This window comes from Vibrio sp. 10N.247.311.47 (genome assembly GCF_041467535.1).
Taxonomy (GTDB): Bacteria; Pseudomonadota; Gammaproteobacteria; order Enterobacterales; family Vibrionaceae; genus Vibrio; species Vibrio crassostreae_C.
Genome location: NZ_JBFSUR010000015.1, coordinates 46214 through 62552, shown reverse-complemented (window position 1 = coordinate 62552; position 16339 = coordinate 46214). Strand labels below are relative to the sequence as shown.

The window sequence follows — 16339 nt, the reverse complement described above, 5'->3', positions numbered from 1 at the left end:
TGGCCATTGTGTGAGTGATTGATGATTAAGCGTTAGTTCTGATTAGGAATTTCGTAATCAGGCATGTATTTTAAGGTAAGTTCAAGATCATTTAAGCCTTGAAGTCTGCCGTTAAGCATATTGCCATCTGCAGCTCCGTTGAATCGAGCGTCCCAATTGTCTTCAATGATGATTTGACCATCACCATCGACGAACATTACGTTATCTTGTTGCTGGCTGTACTCATAGTCTGTAAACAGATTGTCGCTGAACCATAGGCGAGACATGTCGTTCATCAGAGCTTGGTCTTTTGAACTTAGGCTCACTTCTGAACCGTCTAGTTTATACGGTTTGTTGAAAATAAACGGCAGTTCTGAACCACCACAAGCACCGGAGATACAAGCAAACGTTTTTAGCAGGTCACCGATATCTAAATCGCCATCTTCACCTTGAGTATTGTATGTCCAAACGTTGAAGCTAGGCTTGAACGCAAAATGGTACATTGAAACTGGCGCGTATACGTCTGCATTTTCAGTTGAACGAATCGCTTGGTTACGTGCTGGCGCTTGGAATAGCATGTCATTCATCAGCATTTTGAACTCAGTCATGTTCTGTGTTGCACCACCCAGTTCATTTTCCAACTCAGGCTTGTAGTCTGCAAGTTCCAGTAATTCGTTGTTCATGTCAGAGTTACCTAGGCCAAAAAATAGCTTGGTCACGGCTTCATATGCGGTGGATGGTAGTAAATTCAGCACATCACCGAGTTCAATCTGCGCTTGAACTTCTTCAGCAGACATTGCTGACACCATATCGATAATGCGTTGCTTATTGCCATCAAGTTGCAGCCATACCGCGAGTTCTAAACCTTGATTGTTTTCGCTTAGCGATTCAAAAGTACCGCTGTCTACATCTTCCTTTAATAGCTCCAAAATGGTCGGAATTAAGAATGTAAGACTAGGCAGCATAGCCATCGTGTCCGCATCTTTTTCATTGTTACCAATGACGGTTGGTACTGAAAGGTCATTCAGAGCTGGTTGTGAAACAAAATGGTATCCCAATTCACAATCATTGATACACAGCGGTTTTCTGCGATGTTCATTATATGGTGCGAAAGGTAACAAATTTGCCATTGGAGTATCATTGATCGTTGATGATGGTAAAAACACACTTCCATTCATTAATGTTAACAAACTTTCCGAAACCCAATTTAGAGTCTTATTCAATGGGTTTGACAATACTGTCCCTTGTGCATCTAAAATTTCACTTAGTAGTAATTTCTTTTGCACATCTAGGGAATCGTCGAGGCAGAACGTGGTTTCTATTTCATCTGGCATTAGCTCAACGATAGGCGCTAAAATATCTTCTAGGGCTGGAACAGCATTCATTATATCCTGTAACGTCTCTTTTGTAGAATTATCTGCAAGCTCAGTTTTGGCTGACTTCGTCGCCTCACAGATAGATACGCTATTTTTTTCAGCCGATTTATAGCTTGTGTACTCGAAACCATAAGGGTTACTTTGCATGATTGAACGTTTGAAATAACCACCCTCACCGGCGATTGGCTCTTTACTATCGTTTTGTTGAAGTATGCCAACCGACATCGCACCTGAACCTTGGCCCATCAAAGTGACGTTTTCAGTGCTACCACCAAACTTATCAATATTCTTGTTAACCCACTGCATCGCACGCTTTTGGTCACCAATACCAAAGTTACCGCCCATTTCATGGTCAACCCACATTGAACCCAGTAGACCTAGACGATAGTTAAATGTCACGTAAATAAACGGGTTACCCTCGTCGGCGCCTTGCGCTACAACCGTATCACCTTGGATGAGCGGCTCTGCACCAGAACCGTATTCGAAATCACCACCGTGAATGAATACATAAACCGGTAGTTCTGCGTCAGCATCTACGCCTACTGGACGCCAAATGTTCAGATTCAAACAGTCTTCAGATGTGTTCTGTGAAACGGTCTTCAATTGAGGACAAGCATCACCAAACGACGTTGCTTCAACAATGCCTTCTGAATTGATCAGTTCAGTTAAATCGACAGGATTGCTGTGTTCAAAACGCTCTGCATCGGCAAACTTAATGCCTTTAAAAGACTCAACAGAAGCCAGTTTATCGTCTTCGGTATTAGATGTAACAACCAGCTCTTCTTTGGTCGCAGTAATCATCACATCGCCGATTTGAGTGGTAAAGGTTTCTGAAGGTGCTGGAATTAAAGGTTCAGGTTTATCAGGGAAAGGAACCGTTGGTTCAACGTCTGTGTCACAGCCAGCAAGAGCGGCCGCAATAGCGAGTGCGATGAGAGAACGATATGCAATAGTCATAAAAAATGTGTCCACAATAGAATTCGGTAAAATAACGAACCGCGCATCGATACCGTCAAACCTGTAGATCCATAAGGTGATGGCTCCGTCTTTGGAGCATTTGACGTTGTGTTTCTTCGTGTGTTATCTACTGGATAACCAACGTTGGCGCGTTTTCATTTGTATGATGTCGACCTAATACAACGTAGGTTCACATCAGAAATTTGGTTAGATTTAGTCTAAAAGCGATAGCCAAGGTTCAATGTCACAGCCGAACGAGTTTCACCTTTGTTGTACAACACGGTCATGTTGTAATGCTTGCCAATCTGTTTGTTGACTCCGGTTAAAAATGCCCACTGGTTAATGTCGACACCAACGTCGTAATCAAACTCAATATCATCTGTCTTTACAGTACCTTGCATACGTGAATCTAAACCTTGGTATTCAGCACCAACGAAGAATTGAGCGCGATAATCAACTAATTGGTAGCCCAACATTGGCTGAATCGTGACAATGCCGTCACCCCAATCATCCATCCCTTTCAGACGGGTTTGTGAATAGGTGCCGGTCAGTGATGCAAAGAACTCTTTGTAACCAACAGATAGTGTTGTACCCGCACCGCGTAAGTCATATTCGAGATGCAGTGGTACATTTAAACGCCCACTGTTACACAGTGCTGATACGCCCTCGCATAGTTTGTCACCTAGACCAGGTAGTTTGTTATTGAGTTTATCTTGTAGATATTCTCCCGCAGCGCCGGTGTAAGAGGCATCAACATTCGCGTCAACGTTTACCTTTCCTACATATCCGAATACATTCCAGAACGGCAGAATATTCACATCACCACGTATTGAAAGACTTTCTGCTTTAACCGTTGCAACGCTATCTTCAGGGTCGAACAGGTCATTCAAGCGCACACCGCCAATCACGTAATCGGTCATAGGAAGGTTCATGTCTTGATTGCGATAAGCAACTGAAACACCGAATGGTAATGGCAAATCGATACCTTGACGACGCACCATGTCACCCATTAAAGGGAATACTCGATCTAACTTAACACTCGCTTCTTGCATACGAGGATCTGAAACTTCTTTTAGACGCTCTTCATGCAGGACATTAACGCCGTTGTCGTCTTCATAAATTGCGACGGGTTCAGTTACAGCGCTCATGGTCATCGGTTTCGTTTTAGACGTACCCTCGATGTTAGTTGTCTTACGTTCAATAACGACTTTACCAGAGTCTAACGTTTGGAAATCAATCACTTGGTAATAGGTATCGACTTTTGACTTACCAAGATTAAATGGCTTGTCGTTGGTGATTACCATGCGTTTTGGTGTGCCGCCTACAAGTTCAATATCAACATTCAAGAAACGGAAATAGGCGATGTCTTGTGGTAAGCCGTATTTCGAATAGTTGAAGCTAATGGTCACGTCGCCGTTGTCTTTTTCATTGACTTTCACTGACGATGGATCGAAGCTTTCTGCATAATTTCTTAGTCGATACTCAGTGCGCGTAAACTCTTCAATTTCATCGATCAGTTTTTCGTTTTCATCCAGCTCTTGCGGGTTGTATTTGATGCGCAGGTCGATGTTGCCTTTGCTGTCTGTGTTTTTTATCAGATAGACGCTTGAGTCACGAACCTCATCGCCAATTTGTATGGTTCGATGTGCGTGTTCAACTAGGTGTTCGCCCTGTACGAGCGAACTGATTGCTAGCTTTGGTAAATCATGACTGATGCCATATTTGTCAAATAGTGCTCGACCTTTTTCCATAACTTCGCTGTAAGTCTTGGTTTCTGCCGCAGACGCAAAATTGGGGGTGGTAAGTAATAGGGCGCTCGCTAACACAGAAAGAGTATGGGTCTTACAGGCGCTGGTGCGTATTTCAAAAAAACTCATGACGGTTTCCACGCTGAGTGGCCTCAAACCTTCGAGACTCAAACAGTCGATGTAATACTGAACGTCGTGTTCAGTTGTTATGTATTTATCCGTTAGGATTGCTAGTGTGAATGTCGCGACTAAAAATGCATTGCGTCAATCAATGAGAGGATTTTAAGAGGAGGTGGCAGATCGCGTTAATCGCTTTTGATGGACGCTATCCTCACTTAGTAATAATTAGCGTTAATCAATTGATTTATAATGATTTTCAATAGATAAAAAAACGGCCTGTGAAGTAAAAATACTTGGCAGACCGTTTTGTTGTGAGTTGTTAAGCGCATTTAGTTCTAAGCAGTTACCCTCACTCTAAATAGATCAGTAAACAACTTCGCTATCATCAGAATAATCAAAATGTTTACGAGCATCAAAAGTGGCGTTTCAATTCCATAAACAGGTGTGAGGTTGAGCGCACCAGATGTGAGAACAACTAATAAGTTAATACCCAATATTCGGTGTACCATGAGCTTAGGTGTCGCGAACACTTTCCATATCACCATAATGTTAAGGAAGTAGAATAGTCCCAGCTCCCATAGTTCTGTCATTAATGGCATCACAAAGATGTATTGCAACAGAACCACCGACCCTGTACCCAACACACCATAAAAAGCGTCCTTAATAACGCTTGGTGGCATGGTCGGCACCATAGAAGAGAATACACCGGCTAACATAGGAAATATGAAACCACCTGGAACTGGAAGATAAATCCAAATCAACAGCGATGTGATAAACATCGACACGCCTTGCAGTACTTTGCGCCCATCTTCATTCAAATGTTCAACAAACGTGCGATGTGCATGATGCCAAGACACGTCTTTATGATCACCTATGACATTGAGTTCACCCTCAACAAGAGATTGTTCTGGTGTTAATACATCGAACGTCTTCAAGTTGTGAGTAAGAACTGCCCATTGGATATCTAAGTCTGATTCGCTGTTACTTTGTTTGAGTAATGTATCTTGGATATGTGCCATTTCATCGATACGCAAGCGCCATGTTTGGATGTTCTCTTTAAGGTGGTAACTTCCGGTCAGTGGCAGATCTAAAAGTTGATACAGCTTATCAATATTCGCGGTGTTGCTTTCAAGTGCGGCAATGTCGATGTTGTCTGTTTTTTCCATCGCATCTAACAACGCTTGTTTACTGGTTTCGAAACGTTGTACAAAGTTGAGTGCAGTATTCACAGGCCACACGATGCGATACACAATAGAGAACACAACAACACCTAATAGTGTTTCTTGAAGTCTAAGTACAGCAAAGTGAAAGGTGGTTTGGTTATCAAACCCGCCCATACAAGCAACAATCGAACACACGGTAAATCCTATTGAAAAGATGTAGCCGTATTTCTCGTCACTAGACATGAAAATACAAGTGCCTAAGAACACGGTAAGAAATGTTAGAAACAAAAATCGATCTTGTGAAAACATCGCAATGAGGAAAAAGGCATAACCGGTCCCTAACAAGGTTCCCATTAACCGGTTATGGCCTTTGTTTATTGAATGGGCGAAGCTCTCGTTCAATGCCATCACTGCGACGGCTATCGCAGCCCAATACGGTTTTTCCCAACCAAACCACAACGCTAGGCAGATTGCGATAACGATAGAGAGTGCGACTTTAATCGCGTCTTTAGTCGATGCAGTGAACATAAGAATCACCTAGCTATTTTTGATTATTTTGATCGAGGCAGTCATACCAACACGCAGTTGTACGTCTTCTGGTATTTTGTCTAACTTCACTTTGATAGGGATGCGTTGAGCTAGGCGTATCCATTGGAAGTTTGGATTCACGTTTGGCAATAAATCATTACCTGTGCTGCCGTCTTGCTTCGCGATACCAAAACCAATACTTTTGATATGTCCTTCTAGCTGAACATTGTTGTGCATCATTAAGGTCACATAAGCAGTGTCCTGAGCATCGACACCGACTAAATCAGTCTCTTTGAAATAACCTTCAATCCAGAAGCTATCTTCATCAATTAGCGCAACCACAGGTGAATTCGCGACAACTTGAGAGCCAACACGTAGGTTCAGATTGGTGATATAGCCGTTAGTAGGCGCATATACCTTGGTGTACTCAAGGTTGAGATGTGCTTCTTCTACGTTCGCTTTTGCCAGTTCGACATTTGCGGCGCTGGTTTCTACCGCGTTGTTCAAGTTGTTTAGTGTCAGCACGGGCACGGCACCGGGCGTTCTTTTCTCTAAATTCAACGCGCGTTGCTCTTCGTTTTTGGCTTTGGCGAGTAGGGCAAATGCTTGTTTTTGAGTCGCAAGTGCTTTTCTGTAGGTCGCCTTGTAAATACTCGGATCGATCTCAAAAAGAAGATCGCCTTTTTTTACCTTCGAGTTGTCTTCGACATGCACTTCAATGACTTGACCCGTGACTCGAGGTGTAATCGAGACGATATAAGCGCTGACTTGTCCGTCTCTGGTCCATGGGTTACTTGAGTACGACTGGTAATAGCTATAAACCACAGTTCCCGCAGCGGCCAATAATAAAAGTGTGATGAGATAACGTTTGATCACAGTAAGTGCCTCAAAAAATGGTAATAAAATGGCCGATAGCGCCAGTAAAAATCACGATCAAGCTCAGTTCTGCTATTGCAGGAAAGGCGACGTACTTATGAAGGCCAAACCGTGTCGCGATTGACCCTGTTAGCATTGTCAGTATGTAAGCCAGTGCGATAACCAATAACAGCGGTGGGAAGTAGACTTCATCCCACACAAGCTCATGCGGCATGGTATTCATGGTTCTGTTCTCTATTTGTTTGATGAATGCAACGATAACGGAGTTCGATTTATTGTGATAATCGCTTATAGAGGATCGTACCCATCAAAATCCAACTTTATTCGGTGATTATGCCAACTGCCTCTTTGTTGAGAGCCGTAAGCCAGTAAAACAACGGTAGGTAGGTTGTCGTTCTTGAAGTGGAAACACTTAATTGAAATTGATTTCGAAAATCATCTACTTTTGCCGGTTTAAGATAAATATATTTAAACCAATTACTTAAGGTGTAAATTGCACTTCAAAAACTATGCGAACAGTTAAAGTGATGATTTGATCCATCAAATGGGATTACATAATAAAACCTTTTGTTCTTAATATTCGGTTCGAAGCAACGAGATGCTTTATTTATTTTGAATAATCCAACAAATATCATTATTAAGTTATTAGTTAGATTATTTACTCCTTATATTTAGTAACAAGAGTAAATTTGTCATGGACATTATTTCTAATCTGTTTGACATGGCACCATTTGTCGCACTATTTATTACACTCTCATTGGGTTATATGGTTGGTAAAATTACTATCGGCCGATTTGTTTTAGGCGGTGTGGCCGGAACATTATTAATGGGCGTAATTATTGGGCAATTTGGTGTTCAGATTGATCCCGGCGTAAAAAGTATTTTCTTTGCGCTCTTTATTTATGCTGTGGGTTATCAAGGCGGCGCACAATTCTTTAAAGCGCTTAACTTTAGAACCATCAACATTCTGTTGTCTGCGGTTGTTATGACGGTTTCAGGCTTATTGTGTGTACTTGCCGCTGCGTGGTTGTTTGACTTAGATAGAGGTACTGCTGCGGGCCTAGCTGCCGGTGGTTTAACTCAGTCTGCGATCATTGGTACTGCAGGCGATGCGATCGCCCGTTTGGGTGGTGTGTCTGAAGAAGCCAAACATCTGATGCAAACTAACGTTGCTGTAGGTTACGCTGTAACATACATCTTTGGTTCATTAGGTCCAATCTTGATGGTGACTTGGGTATTCCCAACGTTGATGAAGTGGGACATTCGCTCTGAAGCAATTGCGTTAGAGGAGAAAAATTCTAACGGTAAACGTGATTTGGCAGATGGCGAATTTAACGCAGTCACAGCTCTAGTGACACGTGCTTTTAAAGTCACTCACGACGATAAACTGGTTGGAAAAACACTCGCGCAATTGAATCAATCATCACTTGCTGCGTGTATCGAACTTATTGAACGCGACGGAAAAGAGCTGAGTGCAGACAAGTTCACAGCACTTAAAGCGGGCGACCTTGTTGTGGTTACCGGCCGTAGAAATGCGGTTCATGAGCTACAGAGCAAGGCGCAAAGTAATGAAGTCGCATTACCGGAAAGCTATGAAGTTATTGAAGAAAATCGTCAACTTATCGCTGACAATCGCAAACTGATTGGTGGTTCGCTAAGAGAGATCAAAGATAGCTCAAATCAACGTTCGTTCCGTGGTGTGTATGTTACAGACTACATGCGTGCTGGTGCTTCAGTCGCCATTACTGATGATCTGATTGTTCAGAAAAACGACGTTATTCAATTAACAGGCACCGCACAAGACATCAACCGAGTTGAAAAGCACATCGGTAAGCGTATGGGTTCAGCAACCATGACTGATTTCATCGTACTGGGTTTCGGTATGGTACTGGGTCTACTTATTGGCTTAATCAGCTTCAAGATTGCAGGCATTCCCGTAACGATTGGTTCTGGTGCAGGTTGTTTGATCTCAGGCTTGCTTGTTGGCTGGTTACGTAGCCGAAACCCACATGTGGCTCAGTTCCCGGTAGGTGCAGCAAACTTCATTCGTGACTTTGGTCTAGCGGCATTTGTAGGCATTGTTGGCCTCCAAGCGGGCCCTCAAGCGGTTGATACCATCAAAGAACACGGCATGTCACTTCTGTTCTTGGGTATGGCAGTAACCATCATTCCACAGATTATTTCATTCTTCTTCTCGTACTTTGTATTGAAGATAAAGAATCCGGTAGAAGCTTTAGGTTGTGTAACCGGTGGTCGAAGTGCAAACCCAGCGTTCGCTGCATTGATGGAAAAAACAGGCAACGCAACGCCAGTATTCTCTTTTACTGTGACTTACGCCGTAGCCAACGTGTTACTGACTCTATGGGGCCCAATTATCGTCGGCATTATTACCGTTAATGCGGGTATGTAATTAAAACCTACAACTCATTATAGATTTAAAAAATCATCAACTTATTAACAGACCTACCCAATCAAAAATAGGGTAGGCCTGAATAATCACGCTTAAGTAAAACACTTTATTTAATTACAAGTGTTTAATATTAAATTATTAGGTAAATATTATGACTACACAAAATACAAATATCGACTTTTCAAAATTCGCTGATTTAAGCCCATTTGAATTAAAAGACAAATTAATTGAAGTTGCTCAAGCAGTGCCAGACCGTGCTTTACTAGACGCAGGTCGTGGTAATCCAAACTTCTTAGCAACATTGCCACGTAAAGCATTTATTCGTTTGGGTGAATTTGCAGTAATGGAAGCGGAACGTAACTACGCTTACCTCGGTGGTGATTTCGGTGGTATCCCTGATGGCGTGGGTATCGTTGAGCGTTTCGATACGTTTACTAAAGAATACTCAAACGACAAAGGTGTTCAGTTCATCGAGCGCGCACTAAGCTACGCAAAAGATCGTCTAGGCATCCAAAAACAAGCGTTCCTAAACGAACTCGTTCTTGCTTACCTAGCGTGTAACTACCCAGTACCACCACGTATGTTGACTAACATTGAGAAAGTGGTGAAGCAGTACATTGCAGAAGAGATGTATGGCCCAGTTCCAATGACCACGGACTTTGACTTGTTCGCAACGGAAGGTGGTACGGCATCAATGACCTACACATTCCAAACGATGTTCAACAATGGTCTATTGAAAAAAGGCGATAAAGTGGCGCTAATTACGCCAATCTTTACCCCTTACCTAGAAATCCCAGAGCTTTCTGAGTACGAACTAGAGATCGTTGAACTGCGTCTTGATGAGACCACTTGGCAGCTTCCAATGTCTGAAATCGAGAAACTGGCAGATACAGACATCAAACTACTTTGCGTCGTTAACCCTGCTAATCCAGCATCAGTGAAATTCTCTGACGAGACTCTAGAGAACCTAACAAACTTTGTGAATGAGCAACGCAGTGACCTATTCATCATCACTGATGACGTATACGGTACATTTGCCGATGACTTCGTTTCTCTATTTGCAAAACTACCATACAACACACTTTGTGTTTACTCGTTCTCTAAGTACTTTGGCGCAACAGGCTGGCGTTTAGGTACCATTGGTATCCAACACAAAAACGTATTTGATGACGCACTAAGTTCTTTCAGCGAAGAAAAACAGTGTCAACTTGATGACCGTTACAAAACACTGACTCCAGAGCCACGTGACATTAAGTTCATCGACCGCATCGTTGCGGATAGCCGTAGCGTAGCCTTGAATCACACTGCCGGTCTATCTCTACCGCAACAAGTGCAAATGGCGATGTTTGCTCTAACTTGCCTAATGGATTCTGAAGGTAGCTACAAAGCAGCATGCAAGCGCATCATTCGTGAGCGCTATACAACTCTATACACCAACATGGGGCTAGAAGTTGAAGAGAACAAAGATCGTGTGGACTACTACACACTACTAGAGTTAGACACTCTAGGTGGCAAACTATACGGTCAAGAGTTCGTTGAATGGTTCAAAGCAAGCGGTAAAGGTAAAGATTTCTTATTCCATCTAGCTCACGAAACTGGTGTTATTTTACTACCAGGAAATGGCTTCGATACTGTACATGCGTCGGTTCGCGTATCTCTGGCTAACCTGACTCACCATGAGTACGAACTGATTGGCCGCGCAACTCGCAAGGTATTGGACGAGCACTTCGCTGAGTTTCAAGACGCATAAGTTCAAGTCTGGCTTAGAATCAAATACATGATTTAAAGCCGATGGCGTCCAACTCATTAAGAATAAGCCTCGGCGATGTCGAGGCTATTCCGACCAAATAAGCACAGTGGTTAGATCGATAAAACTTCCTATCTTGATGTTCCGTTGTGTTTATTTAGTCGTCTTATCCAAGTATTCAAATCCATTTCAAACTGAAAGAGCGACGCATGAAAAGCATTATTTCTATTCAATCTCACGTGGTTTACGGGCATGCAGGAAACAGTTCTGCGGTTTTTCCAATCCAAAGAATGGGACTCGATGTGTGGCCAATCCACACTGTTCAGTTCTCTAATCACACTCAATATCAACAAGGTTGGACCGGGCAAACATTCGGCTCAGATGATATTCGAAACTTGATTCGAGGCTTAGACAACATCAACGTACTGAAAGACTGTGGTGCGATCCTATCGGGTTATCAGGGAAGCGCAGACCAATGTAAAGCGGTTGCCGAGTCGGTTAATTTAGTTAAAGAAAAGAACCACAGTGCACTCTATGTTTGTGACCCTGTAATGGGTGACCCAGATAAAGGTTGTATCGTTGAGGATGGCGTTAGAACCGCCATTACTAAACACTTGCTTCCTATTGCCGATGTTATAGTGCCAAACCAATTTGAACTAAGTGAATTGACCGGCATTAAAATCCTCTCCCTTTATGACGCGGTTACAGCATGTAAGAAAGCATTGGAGCTTGGTCCAAAGATGGTGCTCGTGAAGCATCTTCACTCATTACCCGATGACGCGTTCAGTATGATTTTAGCAACGAAAAAGGCATGTTATTTAGCCCAACGACCGAACATTGAATTTGCTCAACAACCGGTTGGTGTCGGTGACCTTATCTCTGGCCTGTTTACCGCAGGGTTAATAAAGAGAATGTCTCCCGTAGCTGCATTCCGACATGCAAATAACGCGGTCTATGGTGTGTTGGAGCTAACTAAAAGCTATGGCACTTGGGAGCTACAAACAATCAATGCACAATATGAATTTGTAGAGCCTACCCACGATTTCAACGTGGTCAAAATCGGGTAGAGCGTTTAACTCCGATAGTGGTGGAGGGTGTACCTATTCGATGGGTCGCATCCTACAAACGAGATTACGAGCTAAGACTAAACCTAGCTATATTACTCCCAGAAAGAGACGGACTTCACTTTATCCCTATTTATTAACTTCTCTGTTTATAGCTGTTCTTTTGATTAAACAGAGTTTCTGAATCATTTTAGAGAACACTAAATGAGCCTAATTATGAACCGTCTAATTTCCTCGGGTTTTACCGTTGCTTTGTCATTACTTGTAGTGGCATGTAGCTCACCCCACACGTTGGATGTACGCGTACACAAAGACAATTACAAAGAAGTGGTTGTAGAAGAAGCGATATCAGTAAAAGAGCCATTGCGTATGTGGGCGAGTGAGAACCCAGACTTCTTATACTCTCCAATCGATCAAACAACGCCAATTAAAGTGTCAGGTGAGCAACTAAATATCTTAGCTTTGTCAGGAGGCGGCGCGAACGGAGCCTTTGGAGCCGGTATTTTGATAGGGCTGGAAGAATCTGGCCAATTGAAAGACTACTCAATAGTTACTGGCATCAGTGCAGGAGCGCTAATAGCACCATTTGTATTCATCGGCGGAGATGCATTTCCGAAGATGAAGGAGGTGATGTTAAACATCAATGACAAATCAGTGCTCGGCAAAAAGAACTTTTTAAACACCGTGTTTAAAGATGCTTTTACTGACGGTAAAAACTTGAATCAATTTATCGCTCAGGCGTTCCCTGAACCGATGATCGAGCAAATTGCTGCGCGACACCGCAACGGTAAGCGTTTGTTTATTGGTAGCACACACTTTGATTCTGGAGAGCTTGTCATTTGGAATGTGGGCGCAATTGCAAATAGTGACATGCCAGATAAGTCTGAACTTATATATAAGGTTTTAGCAGCAAGTGCTTCTATTCCTGGAGTCTTCCCACCGCAGTTTATCAATGTGAAGTACGAAGGTAAAAGTTATGAAGAACTTCACGTCGATGGTGGTTTAGCCGCTCAAGTATTTTTCAATCCATCTAACTTCGACTATCAGCAGATCTCAGATGCTCTTGGGTTAGAAAAACCACCACAGCTCGATGTTATTCGAAATGGAGCACTGAAAGCGCCATACCACTCGCTGAGAGATAAGGGTCTAGATTTAGTAGCAAAGAGCGTATCAAGCCTGACTCTTGCTCAAACACGTGGTGATTTATATCGAATGAAATACATCTGTAAAATCAACAACATTGATATGCAATTTACTTACATCGAGCACGACTTTGGTTACGCCAAACGAACCAAAGACATGTTTGATGAACACTATTTATTAACCATATACGAATATGGTTATCACAAAGCAACTCAGGGCAAACCTTGGGTAACAGAATTACCTTAATTTAGGGATATCGTAAAATGAATAAAACAGCTTTAGCGCTACTTATCATGGCAACGTCTAGCGCTGCCATGGCACAAAATGTGACCTCAATGGAACAGCAAAAAGTCGATAACGACATGCTACAACTGGCCGACGTTCAACAAGAAGCGGCGTTGTTCATGGTTGAAGAAAATTCAGACTACGTGGAGATTGACTACATTGGTCAGTGGGTTGACGTGAACAATTACGTCACACACAAAGAAGCTAAAGAACGCCAGCTTCAAAAGACCACCAAGAAATACATTTACTCGCAAACAGGTGAAACTCTAGAATCCATCGAGCAGCGAATTGCTGAGCATATTCAAGTGGACCAACCTAGATATTTCAGTGTCGATGTTTACCGTAATTACCACGGTGATTCTGGGGACTTTAACTATCTAGCTCGAGTTATCGAATACATTTAAGTTATTCGTTTTACATCAACGATAAAACCTACTATCTTAAGTAGGTTTTTTTGTTTCAAATTGACGAATTATTTTCACTAATATTATTCTGACAAAGTAGATATTTCGCCAACCTGTGATAATTTAAATACATAACGATTAAAAGTAAGCACAACAACATGAATTTCAGCATTGAACAACTTCTCGCGTTCGTTACCGTTTATGACCAACTCTCTTTCAGCAAGGCAGCAGTCAAGCTTAACAAGCACAGAACGACAATCGGGCAGGTTATAACTAACCTTGAAGACCAACTCGCGGTAAGCCTATTTGAAAGGGTTGGACGCTCTGTAAAGCCGACAGAAGATGGTCATCTTCTTTACCACTACGCTAAGCAAACGATTGAACAGGCACGCACTTTCGACAAGGTAGCCTTGAGCTTGTCTTATGGCGGTTTGGAAAACATTACTTTTGCTTATTCAAGTGTGATACCTCATCAAATCCTTGTGGATATTCGAAAGAAGTTGCGTCGTGATTTCCCGATGATGCGAGTGAATTTTCTTGTACGAAATAAAAAAGACATTAAGCAAGGCCTTCAGAGCGGTGAGTATCATTTTGGATTGGTCAACGTGCATGACAGTCGTGGAATACACAGTTTTGATGCCACCTTTTTAGGCCATATAGAATTTTTTCCTTTCGTTCAAAAAAATGGTGAGTTTTCATCTTTGGCAAAAGAAGATGTACTTTTAGCGCTAAGAAATGCGAAGCAGTTTGTCTTAAAATCCTTCATTGAAGAAGGAATGTCCGAAAAAATAACCGTTAGTTCTGACAATGAAGAAGTCGACCAATTAGCGCTAGTTATCAAAATGGTTGAAGCAGGTCTAGGATGGGCACTTCTACCAAAAACGTTCGCTCATTCTGAATTTTCGCATTACGACATCGAACCTATACAATCGTCTGAAATGGAACAAGGATTTAAATTTGGCTTTGCACTATGGTGCCCTCATTCTAAACAAATTAGCGAAGTTAAGTCATCAGTATTATCAGTTATCAAAGAAAACGTAGAGCGATTGCTAAAGCGAGATTAATGAACCAATAACACAGTTTACTTGTTCACAGAGGCTCATTTATATGAGCCTTTTTCGTATTTGTCATCTTTAGAATGATTTGATTTTGTAGGGCTAGATCCTCCATATGAGAGTAGGGCAATACCACAGTTTGACCTATTCTAACCTTGTCGATTAAGGACCCCTTTATTGGCAATAAGTGTTTAATTTCTATGTTTATTGCAAGGAAGCAAACTTTCGGCCGGGTTTCGTCACCCGGTCTTTTTTATGAGGCAAATTTTATGACTCGCTGCGGCGGCATTGTTCTTCTTTCCTGCTTTTTATTTACAACATCTTCTTTCGCATCGTTTTATGATCCTGTTGATGGTCAATTTGATATGGGGCATCACCTTGCGGAAAACGCACATGGCTTTTTGCCTATCCCAATTTTGATTACCGAGCCTGCGGTGGGGTACGGCGGCGGTGTGGCTGGTTTGTTTTTACATGAGACGGATGAGGAAAAGCGACAAAGAAAGCAAGCTGCTCTTTCTGCCATAGATGGTGGTGCGCAGTTAGTACCCTCAGCAATGTCAGTAGTGGGCGCAGTAGGGACAGAGAACGAAACTTGGTTTGTATTTGGTGGCCATAGACGATCTTGGATGAATGATTCCATTCGTTACACAGGAGGCGGCGGCTTTGGTGTTGCGAATTTGGATTTGTACACATCAATCAACTGGGGCCCCATAGATCATGACCTTAGAATAGGCACGTCAACTTCGGTAGCCGTACTTTCACAAAAGGTGCAGTTCCGGATTGGGCATACGCCTTGGATGTTGGGAATAAAGCAGTTGTTAGCTAAGTCTGAGATTGAATTTGATAACATGGTTTTAGACCGAATTTTGGGTAACGAATCGGTTACTTCTGGTTTAGGGTTGGAGGCTGAATATGACACAAGAGATAATTTATTTTATCCAACCAAAGGTTACAAATTGTCTGCAGATTACATGGTGTACGACGATGCGATTGGCAGTGATTACAATTACCGAAATTTGAACATAGATGGCGAAGCCTATATCCCAATTACCAATAAATGGACGTTAGGCTTGGCTGCAAATTATCAAAGCTTCGAACAGCAAGACCTGCTTGTATCACCCACAGCGAAACCGTACGTGTCGTTACGCGGGGTGTCATCTTATCGGTACCAAGGAGATGAGATTGAAACAATCCAAGGCCAATTGACGTATAGCATCACTCATCGTTGGAAGGTGTCTGGGTTTTACGGTTCAGGGGTTGCAAAGCAAGATAACGGCATAAGCCACGACAGTACCGTCAATGCCGGAGGTGTCGGCTTTCGATACCAAATCGCGAGACGTTACGGTTTGCATCTTGGGATGGATTATGCGCAAAGCCATGAAGAACGCGCTATCTACTTTAACGTAGGCAGTGGTTTCTAGAACAACGGAATAGGTTAAATTTTTCCAAGAAAAAAGGCGCTAATTAGCGCCTTTTCGTTTTCT

At 42.5% G+C, this 16339-nt stretch carries 12 protein-coding genes; 7 read left to right on the top strand and 5 right to left on the bottom strand.

From position 1 onward, the window contains the following. Nucleotides 1-32 precede the first annotated feature (32 nt). From AB6E51_RS11885 to AB6E51_RS11865, 5 genes are all read right to left on the bottom strand, one after another. Nucleotides 33-2312 (bottom strand): carboxylesterase family protein, encoded by a 2280-nt coding sequence (locus tag AB6E51_RS11885; protein WP_372058300.1) that lies wholly within the window; start codon nucleotides 2310-2312, stop codon nucleotides 33-35. 218 nt (nucleotides 2313-2530) lie between these two features. Continuing rightward, on the bottom strand, nucleotides 2531-4189 hold the full coding sequence (locus AB6E51_RS11880) for a hypothetical protein (RefSeq protein ID WP_372058302.1): 1659 nt from the start codon (nucleotides 4187-4189) through the stop codon (nucleotides 2531-2533). Nucleotides 4190-4515: 326 nt separating this feature from the next. Continuing rightward, nucleotides 4516-5871, bottom strand: a complete 1356-nt coding sequence (locus AB6E51_RS11875; protein WP_372058303.1) for an FUSC family protein — start codon at nucleotides 5869-5871, stop codon at nucleotides 4516-4518. Between the two features lie 9 nt (nucleotides 5872-5880). Beyond that, entirely contained in the window at nucleotides 5881-6747 is an 867-nt protein-coding gene (locus AB6E51_RS11870) for an HlyD family secretion protein (protein ID WP_017059803.1), read from the bottom strand. A 10-nt stretch (nucleotides 6748-6757) separates the two neighbouring features. Further along, complete coding sequence (locus AB6E51_RS11865) at nucleotides 6758-6970, bottom strand: DUF1656 domain-containing protein (RefSeq protein ID WP_017059802.1); 213 nt, start codon at nucleotides 6968-6970, stop codon at nucleotides 6758-6760. Nucleotides 6971-7441: 471 nt separating this feature from the next. Here AB6E51_RS11865 and aspT point away from each other — a divergent pair, with 471 nt between their 5' ends. From aspT to AB6E51_RS11830, 7 genes are all read left to right on the top strand, one after another. Further along, the gene (gene aspT / locus AB6E51_RS11860) at nucleotides 7442-9157 is read left to right on the top strand and encodes an aspartate-alanine antiporter (RefSeq protein ID WP_372058304.1); all 1716 of its coding nucleotides are present in this window, start codon (nucleotides 7442-7444) and stop codon (nucleotides 9155-9157) included. 151 nt (nucleotides 9158-9308) lie between these two features. Continuing rightward, nucleotides 9309-10907, top strand: a complete 1599-nt coding sequence (locus AB6E51_RS11855; RefSeq protein WP_372058306.1) for a bifunctional aspartate transaminase/aspartate 4-decarboxylase — start codon at nucleotides 9309-9311, stop codon at nucleotides 10905-10907. 206 nt (nucleotides 10908-11113) lie between these two features. Beyond that, nucleotides 11114-11971, top strand: coding sequence for a pyridoxal kinase PdxY (gene pdxY / locus AB6E51_RS11850; RefSeq protein ID WP_017060057.1), 858 nt, complete (start codon nucleotides 11114-11116; stop codon nucleotides 11969-11971). Between the two features lie 213 nt (nucleotides 11972-12184). Further along, on the top strand, nucleotides 12185-13357 hold the full coding sequence (locus AB6E51_RS11845) for a patatin-like phospholipase family protein (RefSeq protein ID WP_372058307.1): 1173 nt from the start codon (nucleotides 12185-12187) through the stop codon (nucleotides 13355-13357). A gap of 17 nt (nucleotides 13358-13374) precedes the next feature. Then, the gene (locus tag AB6E51_RS11840) at nucleotides 13375-13800 is read left to right on the top strand and encodes a hypothetical protein (RefSeq protein ID WP_017060059.1); all 426 of its coding nucleotides are present in this window, start codon (nucleotides 13375-13377) and stop codon (nucleotides 13798-13800) included. Nucleotides 13801-13958: 158 nt separating this feature from the next. Continuing rightward, nucleotides 13959-14864: a LysR family transcriptional regulator gene (locus AB6E51_RS11835; RefSeq protein ID WP_372058309.1), complete on the top strand. Its 906-nt coding sequence runs from the start codon at nucleotides 13959-13961 to the stop codon at nucleotides 14862-14864. A gap of 260 nt (nucleotides 14865-15124) precedes the next feature. Further along, entirely contained in the window at nucleotides 15125-16276 is a 1152-nt protein-coding gene (locus tag AB6E51_RS11830; protein ID WP_372058310.1) for a BamA/TamA family outer membrane protein, read from the top strand. Nucleotides 16277-16339: the final 63 nt, after the last annotated feature.

Bases quoted from the DNA above. Each gene is read 5' to 3' on its own strand.
- AB6E51_RS11885 (WP_372058300.1), bottom strand. From the start codon at position 2,312: ATGACTATTGCATATCGTTCTCTCATCGCACTCGCTATTGCGGCCGCT.
- AB6E51_RS11880 (WP_372058302.1), bottom strand. From the start codon at position 4,189: ATGAGTTTTTTTGAAATACGCACCAGCGCCTGTAAGACCCATACTCTT.
- AB6E51_RS11875 (WP_372058303.1), bottom strand. From the start codon at position 5,871: ATGTTCACTGCATCGACTAAAGACGCGATTAAAGTCGCACTCTCTATC.
- AB6E51_RS11865 (WP_017059802.1), bottom strand. From the start codon at position 6,970: ATGAATACCATGCCGCATGAGCTTGTGTGGGATGAAGTCTACTTCCCA.
- aspT (WP_372058304.1), top strand. From the start codon at position 7,442: ATGGACATTATTTCTAATCTGTTTGACATGGCACCATTTGTCGCACTA.
- AB6E51_RS11855 (WP_372058306.1), top strand. From the start codon at position 9,309: ATGACTACACAAAATACAAATATCGACTTTTCAAAATTCGCTGATTTA.
- pdxY (WP_017060057.1), top strand. From the start codon at position 11,114: ATGAAAAGCATTATTTCTATTCAATCTCACGTGGTTTACGGGCATGCA.
- AB6E51_RS11845 (WP_372058307.1), top strand. From the start codon at position 12,185: ATGAACCGTCTAATTTCCTCGGGTTTTACCGTTGCTTTGTCATTACTT.
- AB6E51_RS11840 (WP_017060059.1), top strand. From the start codon at position 13,375: ATGAATAAAACAGCTTTAGCGCTACTTATCATGGCAACGTCTAGCGCT.
- AB6E51_RS11835 (WP_372058309.1), top strand. From the start codon at position 13,959: ATGAATTTCAGCATTGAACAACTTCTCGCGTTCGTTACCGTTTATGAC.
- AB6E51_RS11830 (WP_372058310.1), top strand. From the start codon at position 15,125: ATGACTCGCTGCGGCGGCATTGTTCTTCTTTCCTGCTTTTTATTTACA.